Below are 13,087 nucleotides of genomic sequence, written 5' to 3' on the forward strand. Positions count from 1 at the left end.
CTGCTCCCGCTCCTGGGCCGTCGGCTCAGACGGGGGTTGGGCCGGTGATCAGCAGGCGTTCGAACTCCTCGGCCGGCACTGGCCGGGAGAACAGATAACCCTGCCCGTAATCGCAGCCTGCGGCGGCCAGCAGGGCGCACTGCTCCGCCGTTTCTATGCCTTCCGCAATCACCTTGATGCCGAGCTTGTGCGCCATGACGATGATGGCTTCGCACAACGCCATGTCGTCAGAGCCTGCCGCCAGGTTGCGGATGAATGTCTGGTCGATTTTGAGGAAGTCGATGTCGAATTTCTTGAGGTAGGACAGCGATGAGTAGCCGGTGCCGAAATCATCCAGCGCGACCTGTACGCCCGCATCGCGGAATTCGAGCAGCTTGCCGGTGATGGCGGAACTGGAGTCCATCAATATGCCCTCGGTGATTTCGACGACGATGCCCGAGCCGGGAATGCCGAGTTCATGCAGATAATTCAGCCATGCGGCCTGGATATGATCCGCGCTCTGGAACTGGATCGGCGATTTGTTGATGCTGATCTGGAATTCCGCATGATGCGATGTTCGCCAGACTTTTGCCTGGTTGGCCGCTTCGCGAAACACCCAATCGCCGATCTCCATGATCATGCCGGTATCCTCGGCAATCGGAATAAATTCCGCGGGGCTGATCAGGCCGCGAGTGGGGTGCTGCCAGCGGATCAGCGCTTCGGCTTTATGAATGGTGTCGGTAGCCAGCTCCACGATAGGCTGGTAATACACCAGGAATTGGCAATCGGCCAAGGCGCCGCGCATATCCCTAGTCAGGCGCATGCGGGTTTGCGCGACGTCCTGCATCGCCGACGTGAAATAATGAAAACGGTTATGGCCCTGCTCCTTGGCCGCATACATGGCCTGGTCAGCGTTCTGTAGCAGGGCTTCCAGGTCTTTGGCGTCTTCCGGATATAGCGTGATGCCTATGCTCGCGGAGATGTAAACGGTTTCATTAATCAGGTGGAACGGCTCGGCCAGCTGCAGCAGGATGCATTGGGCGACGCGTTCGACGCTGCCGAGGTCATTCAGCTCGCCGAGGATGACCGCGAACTCGTCTCCGCCTAGGCGGGCGATGGTGTCGGTTTCACGCACGCAACCACGCAGGCGCTGCGCTGCCTGCATCAGCAGCATGTCGCCCATGCCGTGGCCGAGGGTGTCGTTGATTTCCTTGAAACGGTCGAGGTCGATCAGCAACAATGCCAAGGGCTGGCCGGCACGGTTCGATTTCTTGATTTCCTGATCCAGGCGGTCGTTGAACAGGCGGCGGTTGGGCAGATTGGTCAATGGATCGAAATTGGCCTGATGCCGGATCGTTTCTTCCGCGTGTTTGAGGGCGGTAATGTCGGTGTAGGAGCCCAATACGCCTATCACTTCGCCGTCATTCGGTCTCTGCAATGGCACCTTGCTGGTTAAATGGAATTTCTTTTGCCCGGCAGCGGTCGATATCGACTCTTCGAAATTTAGCTTGGGAGCGGCCGATGCCATGACCTGTTGATCGTCCTTGCGGTAAAGCTCGGCATGCGGTGTTGGGAATAGATGAAAATCGTCCATCCCGATCAACTGCCGAATATTGCCCACACCGACATCCTGCAGAAACAGGCTGTTGGCGCCAAGGTAACGCGATTCGCGGTCTTTCCAGAAAATGCGGACGGGTACCGCATCGAGTATGGATTGCAGCATCTGCTGCGAAGTCTTGATTTTGTTCTCCGCCACCAGCAATTTCTGGAACGGCTCGTGCACGCTGCTGACGAACACGGCTTTGTAGATGAACAAATAGGCCGCGATTTTGTATAAATGCCCGAGCAGGTTGAAGACATCCGTCACCTGGCTGAACAAGACAAAACACAGTTCGCTCAGAATCGTAATCGCTGCGGAAGCATACAGATCGGTTACGTAACCGCTGTGCGGTGCCCGTTTCGCTTCGCGGTAGAACATTGTGGTCGCAATAAGCAGCAATAACGAGATCGAATACTCCGCGCTGATCTTGAATGGCGTCAGCCCCAGGCCTTGAACGAAAGTTCGCGGCCACGCCTCTGCATGAAACAATCCCAGCCAATAAGTGAGCGCGGTGATCGCGACAAAGCCTGCCAGCAGCCAATAGCGCGAATGCGCGCGAGTTAGCGGCTCCCACGGCCGTATCGCTACCGCAAACAGGGTAAGGGCGGCGATCAGTCGCGCTGCCAGCCAGAAATTGATCGCCTTTTCCGGCCCGGCGGGGGTGACGAGATCGGGCATGCCGGTAAATGACAAGGCATGGGCAAAGTCGATCAGGCCCACTGCCAGCAAGGCGTAGGCCAGAATCAGGATGTTGCCGGGGCGCTCCGCGCCATATGAGTTCCAAACGATGCCGAAAGTCTGGATCGAGACGATGATGGAAAACAGTTCCGCTGCGAGGTGCAGCCACAGCGGCATGATGCCGGTGCCTTGCAATACGGCTGGCTGCGGCGCCAGCCATGCCGCGAGAAATATCAGAGTCATGCATAGCAGCAGCCAATTGATGCGCCGCAAATACGGGCTATTGGGCGTAGTCATGGTGACTCGTTGGCCGCGAGAATGATGGCTTTATTCATGGTTATTCTTCCATCGCTCAAAAGCAATCTGTAAACGCCATTCAAGAGTGCAAAGCCTACCGGCATGTCTTGATTTTATCAAGATGATCCAAATGCGCCTTGGTGCTCGCGGCGGTTGCATGATTCATTCCGCCAGGTAAAACGCTCACATCGGTGCGGATTCTGTTGTGCGTTGATTTTTCTATAAGGTGATCGGCTCTGCTTAATGATGCAACCAGGGCCGGCTGAAGCGGCAGCGCAAGGCTCAGGATGATACCTATGGCACCAAATAATCATGCTTGAGAGAAAAGGTAAATTAAAAAGATGTTGGCGAAAGCCAACCTCTTTTTAATTTTGGCGCGGCCCAAACGATGAGCCTGGTTACTGGCAAGCAAAAACTCTATTGTCTTGCCGGGCAGTTTATCGGTATGGCTTTCTTATCCCGACGATCTCGTACAGCGTGTATCTGCCGCTCTTTCCCCTCATGGCAGCATCGACGAACTTTCTGCCCACACAGGCGTGTTGCCGCACTTCATCATAAGCATTCTCGGTAATGAGCAATTGTGTCCCATATTCCTTATTGGCATCCTCAACGCGACTGGCGAAATTGACCGCATCCCCTATCGCTGTCATCCTCCGCTCATCCTTGGCGCCAATGCTTCCAAGGACGACCTCTCCATAATGCACCCCGACGCCGATTCGGAAGCTCATAGCGTAAATGTTCTCCAAATATGACTTGAGTTGCTCGACGGCTTTGAGCATGCCCAGTCCGGCCCTTACAGCCATGAGCGTGGCATCCTGCGGGTGCTCTACCCCAAATAACGCCATGAGGCCATCGCCCATGTAATTATCGATATAACCCCCGTGTTGATTAATCACCTTGCCCATTTGATAGAAATAGCGGTTCAGCACATGGATGACATCGTAAGGAGGAAGGGACTCGGAAAAAGTAGTGAATTTACGGATATCGGCAAACAGAATGGCAATTTTTTTCTCTTCTCCGGCCGAGATGGGGGTCTTGTCCGGGGTCAACTGGCTGGTGAGCTCTATATCTTCGACATCCAGCACCAGGCGGCGTAGAGTCACGGGACCAGTAGCGGAAGTCTGACAAGCAAGACGGATCTGCTGGCTGAAATGCAGGCGACGGGCGAGTTCCTGCTCGCGGCTGTTGCGCTGGGAGCAGTTTTCCAGCCCATCCAGAATCATGACGCGGCAGGTGGAGCAGCGGGCATTTCCGCCGCAGGCGTGCGCATGGGGAATCCCGAGTCGCAAGGAGGTTTGGAGGAGGCTTTCACCTCCTTCCGATTCGACGCGCTTGTTGTCCGGCAGGTAAGTGATGGAAGGCATAAAAGTGGCCCCGTTTGTTTGGACAGGTTTTGCTGAATCATACGGTCATCCTCGCTCCTTATGGAAGTGAGACCGTCAAATGACCGTTTACACAAAACTTCTTGCGCCTTCTTCCTACCTCTTCGCGTTTGTCCTTCCTGGGTAGCGAACCCTCGGCTCACTGCGTATCCTCGGAGTATTTGGTGTGAACACACTCTAACCTGAAAAAAGCAATTAAACGCCGATTGATCATTGTGTTACTGACCTTCCGCCGATCACCAAAATGGTGTTCCCGGGAAAGGCAGCAACAATTTGATTTATCGGCGTTTAACTGCGGTCAATTCCTGTTTTCAGGGTTAACTGAACTTGGCCGGGAATTGCTTGGCCAGTGCTCCGGTCAGCGCATCGGCGATGCCATACATATGTTCCTTCATCGCTTCCCAGGTCTGGGCTTCCTGCGGGTATTGCTTGTCGTGCAATTGCTGGATCTGCTGCTGGTGGTGGGCGATATGCGCCAGGAACAATCCTTTCACGGCATCGTGAGGCAGATTGGGGTTCGCTCCACTCAGGAAAACGGCAATTTCCTCTACGTTGCCCGTCAGACTCTTCATTGCGGCAGCCTGTTTTTCCTGGCTACCCGCTGCGGTCGCTTCGAGGTACTGCTTGGTTGCGCCGTAATGTCCGGCCAACAGGCCAAACAATTTGTCCGAGGCTGCCTTGCCATAAAACGGTTCGATTGATGCAGCGATCTGCTTGGCGTTGGCAACGACTTCGTTCTCTGCGGCCGTGGCCGCCTCCTTGTTCCCGGCGAGCGTTTCTACGACCACGTTGCGAACCCAGAAGACGTGGCCTACCCACAAATCCCGCAGAGCAGCATCGGTCTGGGCTATCCTGGGGGAGGCATCCACCGTCCCGGCCTCGTGGTTGGCGTGCTCGGCATACACGGGGATGGCGGCGCTCAAAAGAACGGCAAGAATCGAAGTAGTCAGGGTGGTTCGTTTAGTCAGTCTCATGGTGATCTCCTTAGAAAAACGGTTGAAGAAACTGCAGATTGAGTCATATAAAACACTTTGTCAAGTAATTTATGTTAAAATGTTTATGGCAGTTATTTATGTTATATTAAGCTGGGTTAAAGCGAAGGGTGCCGGCAGAAAGAGTCCGGTGTCCCGAAGGAGGATGAAATGCTTGCAATATTGGGAACTCGTCAGCAGGAGCTGTTGAATCTGCTGCTCAAGAACAAGGGCGGCTTGACGGTGGACGAACTCTCCAAGCGGCTTGAGATCACTCGCAACGCCGTCCGGCAGCATCTGGCCGCGCTGGAAAACGACGGCCTGGTTACTCAGGGCGCGACCCGCCCGTCGGGAGGACGGCCGGAGCAACTTTACGTGCTGACTGACGCGGGCAAGGAATTTTTCCCGCGCCATTACTCCTGGTTCGCCCAGTTGATTGTCGAATCAATCAAGCAGGAGTCCGGGACGGAAGGGCTGCGGGACCGCATGGATGCCATGGGGTCGGAAGTCGCTCAACAGTTGCGCCGCCAGTATTCCGGGCTGGAAAACCAGCAGCAAAAGGTCGAGAAGCTTTCCGAGATCATGGAACAGCTCGGATATAACACGCGGAGCGCCACGGTCGTTGACGGCGTGCCCACGATCGAAGCGGATAACTGCATTTTCCATAATCTCGCCATCAAGAACCCGGAGATATGCCAATTCGACCTGGCAATGATGTCCGCGTTCGCCGACAGCAAGATCGATCATCAGGAGTGCATGGCGAGCGGCGGCAACGTTTGTCGGTTCAAATTTACGCCCAAACCATAACATAAAGTGCCAACCACAAAGATCGAGGTGATTGCAATGTATTACATAGTTGAAACCAACAAACCATTCAGCCAAGCATCGACAGACCTTGCATCAGCGGTTATGCATCACGGCTTCGGGGTGCTACATGTCCATGATTTGGGGGCCACGCTTCGCAGTAAAGGCATTGCATTTGATGAGGAATGCAAGGTTTTTGAAGTCTGTAATCCGGGACAGGCGGCAACAGTTCTGTCCACCGATAACCTAGCACGTTGATAGGCGTCAAACCTCGCCGCACCTGGAAAGAAGCGGTTGTACGTTATTTGGCGGAAACTGCAGATAAGACCACTCAAGTCACCGATAAAATGCATCTGCGGTGGCTCGATCCTTATCTGAACGGATTGACGCTGGATGAAATTAACCGTGATTTGCTGGACAGGATCAAGGCCAAGCGGATGGCGAATTCGAGTGGCCCCTGCTCAAAGAAAAGGGGCCTCTGGATAGAAGCAGGAAATATGAATCACTGGAAGCATCGCTAGAACGGGCTCGCGGGATGGCTACCCAAATGGAACTTGATACCACCGGATCACGACTGAATGATCTGCGCATCCATGACATGCGACGCACACTGGGAAGCTGGCAGGCTGCAACTGGTGCCAGCCTAGTGGTTATTGGCAAGTCTCTTGGACACAAGGACACGGCTTCGACAATGATTTATTCGCGGCTCAATCTTGATCCGGTACGGGATTCCATGCAAACCGCGACGCGAGCCATGCTGGCGGCTGGCGGTCTGCTGCCTACCGCAGAGGTTATTCCGATTAAAAGGAAGAACGGCTAATGTTGTCGAAAGCTCTTGTAATGTTGTCGATATTTTGTATAATTGTTGTCGATAGATTGTGAGTATGTTGACGACATGAGACAAAAGACCGCAGAGATCAGGCACTTTATGCTGCAGTTGTGCCGTAGCAAATACCGGAATGTGGCTGCCGAGACGGCCAGACACTTTGGCATCTCCAAGCAGGCGGCCAGTCGCCATCTTAACGCGCTGGAGGAAAACAATCTGGTTGCCTCTGAGGGCAAGGGGAATGCCAAATATTCATGGAACATTCCCTTAACGGTGCATTCCTGGACGTTTCCTCTTGCTGGTCTCAGGGAGGACGTTGTTTGGCGCGAGAACTTGTCTCAACTCATCGCGGATCTCCCAGTGAATGTCCGTGATATGTGGCATTACGGTGTTACTGAGATGGTAAACAATGCTATTGATCACTCCGAAGGCACTACTCTGACCATCCATTTTTCTCGCACCGGACTTGATACCGAGGTATGGATTATTGATGACGGCGAGGGCATATTCCACCGCATACAGCGCATGTTAGGGCTGTATGACGCAAGGGAGTCCATCCTCGAACTGGCGAAAGGAAAGCTAACTACTGACCCGGCAAATCATACGGGGGAGGGGATTTTCTTCACATCGAGGACATTCGATCTATTCACCATCATGTCTAGAACGCTTTATTTTTCGCATCAAGCGGAGCACGATGATTGGCTGATCGATTACGAGTCGGATGTGCCAGGCACCAAGGTGTTCTTAAGGTTAGCCAACGATTGCCAACGCACACTCACCGCTGTCTATGATGAATTTGCCGAGCCTGACGAGCATTCGTTCAACAAGACAATAGTTCCTGTCAGGCTGGCTCGGCATGAGGGGGAAAAGCTCGTGTCTCGCTCTCAGGCTAAGCGTGTTATGGCGAGAGTCGAGAGATTCAAAACGGTAGTATTGGATTTCACTGGTGTCGAGGAAATTGGGCAGGCGTTTGCCGACGAGATTTTCAGGGTGTTTGCAACATCACATCCAGGTGTATCGCTCATCCCAGTGCATGTAACTACTGAAGTGCAGCAGATGATTGTCCGTGCGCTTGCAGTGAAATGAGTAAAACGCCGCCTGACGGAATCAGGCAAAGCGGGAAGGCTGGTAGCCCTAGGAAAGTGACCAGCCGACCCTATGCAAAGGGATGACTAAGTTAAAGGCCGCGCTAGGCGAAGGATCCCGGCCTGTTAGGTCGGAACTTGATCCCTTTCCCCATTAATTTTTCTTGGACTTTGATCGCGAAAAACTCTCTACCACGATCCGTTTGAATTCGCTGTATCGGGAACGGCATTTCATCAATGACACAGTCGATAAAGTCGAGAGTATTGTCGGCGGTACGGCGTGAATACAGCCTTAACACCCTGTACCGTGTGCAATCATCGACAGAGGTGTATTGATACAGCCCTGGGGCAATTTTGCAGGTATCCATCTGTACTCGATCACCAGGTAAAGGTCTGGCATATCGGATGTAGTCACTCTTTTTGCGCAGCTTTCTAATCGGCCGGACCTGATGTTTCTGCAAGACCTTATGAATAGTTGCCAATCCCAAAGGCAGGTCATGTTGACGCAATAATTCGCTTTGAATTCTTCTTGCGCCCAAGTTGCGCTGACTTCGCAGATCCAGAATCAATTGCTCATGATGATCACTGATCTTGGTATTGGGCGAGTTCAGAGGACGCCTGCTCTGGCTCTGTAGACCATCGATACCGCCCGCTTGATATCGCAGCCACCACTTCCTTAAGGTCGGCCTTGAAATACCGCATCGCCGACAGACAAGGCCCGCATCCCCCAGTTGCTCATAGAGTTTCACCCACTGAAGTCGCTGCTGAATTTCCCTGTCCATTTCCAGCGATTATATTGAAAGGATGTCTATGAATCACACATTTAAAATCAAGCACGATGCCGGATCTTGAGAGTTTTCACGATTTCACTAGAGATGAGAAACATGCTCTCCTGGGTGCGTTCGCCGCTACGCACTAAGGCGCGTGAAAGTGCCTGCCTCTCCCTTTTGGTCTTCCACAAAGGGTTTTGACTTTCATCATCGATGGCATCAGCATTTTTTTTCATAAGCTCACCCCCGATATCGGACTTTGGCTTCTCTAGCTAAAGCTGGAGGAATGAAATGCATGCTCTCCTGGGTGCGCTCACCACTGCGCACTTGAGCACGTGAAAGTGCCTGCCTTTCCCTCTTGTTCATCCATAAAGGGTCTTGGGTTTCATCATCAATCCCATCAGCAGATCCGGAAGCCAAGGAATTTCTCATTCCTATATTCACTCGTTCTCTTAATTCCACACCCGATTTAAAGTGAGGGACATACTTTTTTGGCACCTTGACTGGCTCGCCAGTCTTTGGATTACGGCCCAGCCGTGGTGGCCTAGAATGCAAACTGAAACTGCCAAAACCTCGAATCTCAACTCTGCCGCCTTGTGCAAGATGGCTTGAAATTGCTCCCAAGATATTCTTTACTGCCAAGTCAATATCGGTACGTGTCAGTTGCGCAAAGTGAATAGCTAAACGTTCTATCAATTCGGAGCGGGTCATTTGGAAATATTAGCACAAGGATATTTCTCCAAGGACGCAACGTGTCAGATCCAGATAAACAATAAAGGCAAACATCACCATCAAATAGATGGGCCGCCACAGCAGCCACAAAGAGTGGTGCCTATTTCGACGATTTAGACTTTCAAACCTGCTCTCTGGATGTCCAGTTCTCCGGCAGTAGCCGACCGATGTCAGTGGAAAACCAAACTTCGGCTTAGGGCAGCAGAGGGCTTTGTTTTATTTGAACTTAACGGATCGCATAAACGCAGCAATCTCAGATGCGGAAGTGATCTTCGTTCCGTAATTCTCGATCTTAATGGTTCCGGCAGTTACTGCATCAATATGTTGCTGACTAATAATTCCTAGCAAACATCCTTTACCATGATCAAATACACCACCGCCGGAAGTACCGTGGTCAAGGAATGCAGTTATATGATTGGTAGTCTGTTTAGATTTGTAATATATCTGGAAGTCAGGATTAACGGCACCTGTTGACGAGAAATAGTTGGCAGAAGCAAGAACATCGACTTCTTGTGCCGGAAGCAAATCATTTTCGCAGATCGATACTTTGTCTTTGATGTTGATGTTACTTGCCTCTGCACCTAGTGACGTGGCAAGTACAGCCAGATCAATTCCCTCCCTGTTGCCAAGCAATGCTAATTGCATTGGAATTGGCATGCCTTTGTATCGAATCTGAATCATCAAGTCTGCATCCACATGATCGACAACGTGTGCGGCAGTCAGCACCGTATTGTTGTCCATAATCACGCCAGAACCCCACCATAGTACTTTGTCGTCTTTTGTAATTTCGACAGTTACACCACGTTTAACCGTATTCCAATTTTGCTCTGTATCTTCAGCTGCTATGGCTCGCTGTGGCAATTGCAACATAAATAATGTAACGAGTATCGAGGCTAGATAATTTTTCATTTTGATATTTCTTTGAAAAGTGCAAAACCGTAAATGTTATTGGGTATCCGTAATACGCGGTTGAATTTTGGATTTTTGGCTGAAATTTCACTCGACAGTCAAATCGCATTTCGCGGTTTTAGCTTTGTGGCAGATGTCTCAGATGGATCCTTTGCGGACAGTCAAGATTCCCGATAGCAGGCACCAACGTTTGAATTCTGCGGCCTGCGCGTCTTTTCGCGCAGGTCCCTCCCAACCCGCAATAAAAAACGCGCCGTAGCGCGTCTGTGTGGGGTGAGCCCGAGTTTAATCAGACTGGGGCATCGCCAATATGGTGCTTTCTGCCCCCGATTACTAATTTACAAACACCCGTATCGGGTTCCGCCATATGGAATTTCAGTGATAATGCCGGTTTCCCACTCCCAAGCTCGCCGGCAAGTAGTTTCCGGTATATATCCCGGCGTGCATGAAAACTATTACTAGCCATATAGACCTCCATTCCTCAATACCCCACTCTACGCCCTATTCCTAGTCAAAACCGGCGGGAAATAAATATATCTGATACCGCGCCAAATCAGGCGGAAAAGGAGTTGGAACGGGCGGTGGGTGTAACGTCTGCATCCTTGAAGGTGCGAATATTTATCTGGGATACGCATTAGTTGTGCCATGATTCCATGATTTATATTAAACCCCTTAGAATCAATGAGAAGTTCTTACATCAAGACTTGCTAAATAGGGTTAACGTCTCTCGATGCGGGTCATCATGGTGCAGAAATCAGGAGAGGTTGCACTGAATAAGAGCGTAAAATACAAGTCGCTGTAGCAAACGCGCGTGCAGCTGTATTGTCCCCAACGGTTATTCAGCTCATGATGACAGCGAGCCCACTGCGTTTGTGAACGACTGCTTTTGCCACACACAACGCAAGCCGACACCATCATCTACCGGTCGAGTCAGCGCGATTACGCGACCTGTCCGATGAAAGCTCGGTGCTGCCCGCATACGCCGACTCGCAAAATTACCGCAGCCTCTTTGAGCCTGCCCGCGATGTGGCACGTGCCATCGCCAGAACCGATGCCTATCTGCAATCCCGCAAGGACCGGAAGAAAGTGGAGATGCTGTTTGCTCACCTCAAGCGCATCCTGAAACTGGATCGCTTGCGATTGCGGAGACTCAGCGGTACGCAGGATGAGTTTCTCTTGACCAATATGAAGCATTCACATCATAGCAAATCAACACGAATGAAAATTTCTGTGCCCACCGGTTCTTGACCGAAATCAACCGCAGATTACGGATACCCTTTAATTCTAACGGTCGCAATAAGATAAGGCGCCGATGCCAAGCTAGGCATCGGCGCAGTCAAAGGCCAATCACTGCGATTTCATTTCTGAGGCAACGACAGTAAGTTGTCTGTCTTGCGACCATCGGCAACAGTTTGAACATACTTGATCTCCTCATCTCAACGGCAAGGTAGAGCGATCGCAGAAAACGGACAAAACCGAGTTCTATACGACTATTGATCTTGCCGATGAGAATTTGGATGGTTTGCTTGCTGAGTGGCAGCATTATTACAACTGGGATCGGCCCCATAGTGCTCACAACGGCAAATCTCCGATGGAAAGATACTTCGAGCTTGCGGATGAAACGCCGTACTCGGATGAAGTCATAAGAAACTACCGCCCTTCATCTGAGCGGATTCAGGATGCCAACTACAAGGTGGATTTGGCGTTGAGGAAATTGAAACGATCTCTATGAATCACACATATAAGCTCAATCATCACTCGTTGGAACTTTTAATAGTTCGCTTTCATATTTGACTTCCCATCCTTCTTCAGTTGGGTCAACTTGCAATCTGTTATCTCTCTTGCCAGTCATCAACCACAACGCAAAATACGGATGATCTTTTAGGATCGAAGACAACATATCGATTCCTGGTAGCTGAACTCTATTGCACGTATTTTTCCACTTCCTGGCTGAAATTCCATATCGTTGCTCAAGATATTCATACCGACCAGTTGAAATCATTTGAGTGTCTATGAGATGAATGAGTCTTTCTCGGACGTCAGTATTTAGTTTTGCAACTTTTTCCGCTCGCAGCTCAAGCAATTTTCGCCTTCTCTCTATGCGTTCAGCAGCTATTTTACTTTCAGCCATTTTTTACTCCTGGGTCAGAATGGCAATCAACAAATCTCTCAATTGGACCAAAATATAGATTTATTACGTACCATATTATGGTACGATTCCATTCTATATTTTAGCAGATTTGCCTGTTGATTATCGTAGGAGATCGAAGTTATGAAAAGTACAGAAAATTATTTGTTGGAAAAGTTCGGTCCCCTATTGTTCATAGGGCAGTTGGCAAGTTTATTAGATCGTTCAGAAGGTGGCTTGAGATGGTGTCTACGACAAAATGGAGAAATGTCTAAAAAATTCAATCCGGCCAAAAAGAAAATAGGCCGTCGTGTGTACTTCCGTTCTGCACTGGTAGCAAAGGTGTTGGACCAAGACCAAGCTGACGCAGATTAAGCGCTATCCCAAGGGAGAAATCCATGAGGCAAAGAACAATCAGCGATTTTTTCTGGCGAGATCCGGAAATATGTGATTTGAGTCATGAAGATAAAGCAACTTTGCTTTATTTTTTAACATCACCATCATCAAACATTGTGGGTGTATATCAAATAGTTTGGAGGATCGCAGCAGCCGAAATGGGTTGGACGACAGACCAGTTGATAGTTGTCGTCAGAAGACTCAAAAACAAGAGGCTGATCGATTTTACTGATGAAGGTTGGATATGGGTCAAAATATGGTGGAAACATAATTCAGCAGCAGGGGCATTTTCACCAAAGTTACTTGGGAACGCTAAGAAGCAATGTTCTGCGATGCCGACAGAATGGTTGGATGACTTTCTTAAATCGATGGAAATAGCTGGGGTAAATAGGGTAACCGCTTTTAAGCGGGATGAACAGTGTGTGTTTCGAAGGTGATATTCAACACTTTTCGGATTGCTGAGAAAACCGCTGCCAAGCTTTCCATTGTGGGATTGCCACGGGCCGAAAGCATGCGATGAACGCTTTTGC

The 13,087-nt window shown here is 50.6% G+C and carries 14 protein-coding genes and 4 pseudogenes; 8 read left to right on the forward strand and 10 right to left on the reverse strand.

Translation table 11 applies throughout. The features are described from left to right. Positions 1-25: 25 nt before the first annotated feature. From VGK14_RS11615 to VGK14_RS11625, 3 genes are all read right to left on the reverse strand, one after another. Positions 26-2,554, reverse strand: coding sequence for a bifunctional diguanylate cyclase/phosphodiesterase (locus tag VGK14_RS11615; protein ID WP_331509256.1), 2,529 nt, complete (start codon positions 2,552-2,554; stop codon positions 26-28). Positions 2,555-2,991: 437 nt separating this feature from the next. Further along, the gene (locus VGK14_RS11620) at positions 2,992-3,918 is read right to left on the reverse strand and encodes an adenylate/guanylate cyclase domain-containing protein (protein ID WP_331509257.1); all 927 of its coding nucleotides are present in this window, start codon (positions 3,916-3,918) and stop codon (positions 2,992-2,994) included. A gap of 335 nt (positions 3,919-4,253) precedes the next feature. Next, positions 4,254-4,910, reverse strand: coding sequence for a hypothetical protein (locus VGK14_RS11625; RefSeq protein WP_331509258.1), 657 nt, complete (start codon positions 4,908-4,910; stop codon positions 4,254-4,256). Between the two features lie 168 nt (positions 4,911-5,078). Here VGK14_RS11625 and VGK14_RS11630 point away from each other — a divergent pair, with 168 nt between their 5' ends. The 5 genes from VGK14_RS11630 to VGK14_RS11650 all read left to right on the forward strand — a co-directional run bounded on the left by VGK14_RS11630 (position 5,079) and on the right by VGK14_RS11650 (position 7,623). Beyond that, positions 5,079-5,714: a helix-turn-helix transcriptional regulator gene (locus tag VGK14_RS11630; protein WP_331509259.1), complete on the forward strand. Its 636-nt coding sequence runs from the start codon at positions 5,079-5,081 to the stop codon at positions 5,712-5,714. 36 nt (positions 5,715-5,750) lie between these two features. Further along, positions 5,751-5,969, forward strand: a complete 219-nt coding sequence (locus tag VGK14_RS11635) for a DUF302 domain-containing protein (protein WP_331509260.1) — start codon at positions 5,751-5,753, stop codon at positions 5,967-5,969. Continuing rightward, on the forward strand, positions 5,966-6,232 hold the full coding sequence (locus VGK14_RS11640; protein WP_331509261.1) for a hypothetical protein: 267 nt from the start codon (positions 5,966-5,968) through the stop codon (positions 6,230-6,232). The genes VGK14_RS11635 and VGK14_RS11640 overlap by 4 nt, the downstream gene beginning before the upstream one ends. A gap of 26 nt (positions 6,233-6,258) precedes the next feature. After that, a complete protein-coding gene (locus VGK14_RS11645; RefSeq protein ID WP_331509262.1) occupies positions 6,259-6,531 on the forward strand; it encodes a tyrosine-type recombinase/integrase in 273 nt (90 codons plus the stop codon). A gap of 75 nt (positions 6,532-6,606) precedes the next feature. Next, positions 6,607-7,623, forward strand: coding sequence for an STAS-like domain-containing protein (locus tag VGK14_RS11650; RefSeq protein WP_331509263.1), 1,017 nt, complete (start codon positions 6,607-6,609; stop codon positions 7,621-7,623). Positions 7,624-7,735: 112 nt separating this feature from the next. Here the strand turns inward: VGK14_RS11650 and VGK14_RS11655 are convergent. From VGK14_RS11655 to VGK14_RS11670, 4 genes and pseudogenes are all read right to left on the reverse strand, one after another. Beyond that, positions 7,736-8,404 (reverse strand): annotated as a pseudogene (locus VGK14_RS11655) (DDE-type integrase/transposase/recombinase); the annotation flags it as partial. 47 nt (positions 8,405-8,451) lie between these two features. Beyond that, on the reverse strand, positions 8,452-8,628 hold the full coding sequence (locus VGK14_RS11660) for a hypothetical protein (RefSeq protein WP_331509264.1): 177 nt from the start codon (positions 8,626-8,628) through the stop codon (positions 8,452-8,454). A 202-nt stretch (positions 8,629-8,830) separates the two neighbouring features. Beyond that, a pseudogene (locus VGK14_RS11665) lies at positions 8,831-9,103 on the reverse strand (integration host factor subunit beta); the annotation flags it as partial. A gap of 237 nt (positions 9,104-9,340) precedes the next feature. Next, positions 9,341-10,033, reverse strand: coding sequence for a S1C family serine protease (locus VGK14_RS11670; protein ID WP_331509265.1), 693 nt, complete (start codon positions 10,031-10,033; stop codon positions 9,341-9,343). 898 nt (positions 10,034-10,931) lie between these two features. Between VGK14_RS11670 and VGK14_RS11675 the strand changes: the two are divergent. Beyond that, positions 10,932-11,281: pseudogene (locus VGK14_RS11675) on the forward strand (transposase); the annotation flags it as partial. Between the two features lie 110 nt (positions 11,282-11,391). Here the strand turns inward: VGK14_RS11675 and VGK14_RS14665 are convergent. Then, positions 11,392-11,460: a DUF3892 domain-containing protein gene (locus tag VGK14_RS14665; protein ID WP_414691719.1), complete on the reverse strand. Its 69-nt coding sequence runs from the start codon at positions 11,458-11,460 to the stop codon at positions 11,392-11,394. On the opposite strand from VGK14_RS14665, the pseudogene VGK14_RS11680 reads away from it, so the two are divergent. Next, positions 11,460-11,765, forward strand: a pseudogene (locus VGK14_RS11680) (integrase core domain-containing protein); the annotation flags it as partial. The gene VGK14_RS14665 and the pseudogene VGK14_RS11680 sit on opposite strands and share 1 nt — an antisense overlap. A gap of 15 nt (positions 11,766-11,780) precedes the next feature. Here VGK14_RS11680 and VGK14_RS11685 read toward each other — a convergent pair. Continuing rightward, a complete protein-coding gene (locus tag VGK14_RS11685; protein ID WP_331509266.1) occupies positions 11,781-12,164 on the reverse strand; it encodes a hypothetical protein in 384 nt (127 codons plus the stop codon). 141 nt (positions 12,165-12,305) lie between these two features. On the opposite strand from VGK14_RS11685, the gene VGK14_RS11690 reads away from it, so the two are divergent. Beyond that, positions 12,306-12,536 (forward strand): DNA-binding protein, encoded by a 231-nt coding sequence (locus VGK14_RS11690; protein WP_331509267.1) that lies wholly within the window; start codon positions 12,306-12,308, stop codon positions 12,534-12,536. Positions 12,537-12,684: 148 nt separating this feature from the next. On the opposite strand, the gene VGK14_RS11695 is transcribed toward VGK14_RS11690, so the two are convergent. Next, on the reverse strand, positions 12,685-13,087 hold a 403-nt coding region (locus VGK14_RS11695; protein ID WP_331509268.1), incomplete at its 5' end, for a hypothetical protein.

It is taken from the genome of Novimethylophilus sp. (assembly GCF_036504375.1).
In the GTDB taxonomy this organism is placed as follows: domain Bacteria; phylum Pseudomonadota; class Gammaproteobacteria; order Burkholderiales; family Methylophilaceae; genus Novimethylophilus.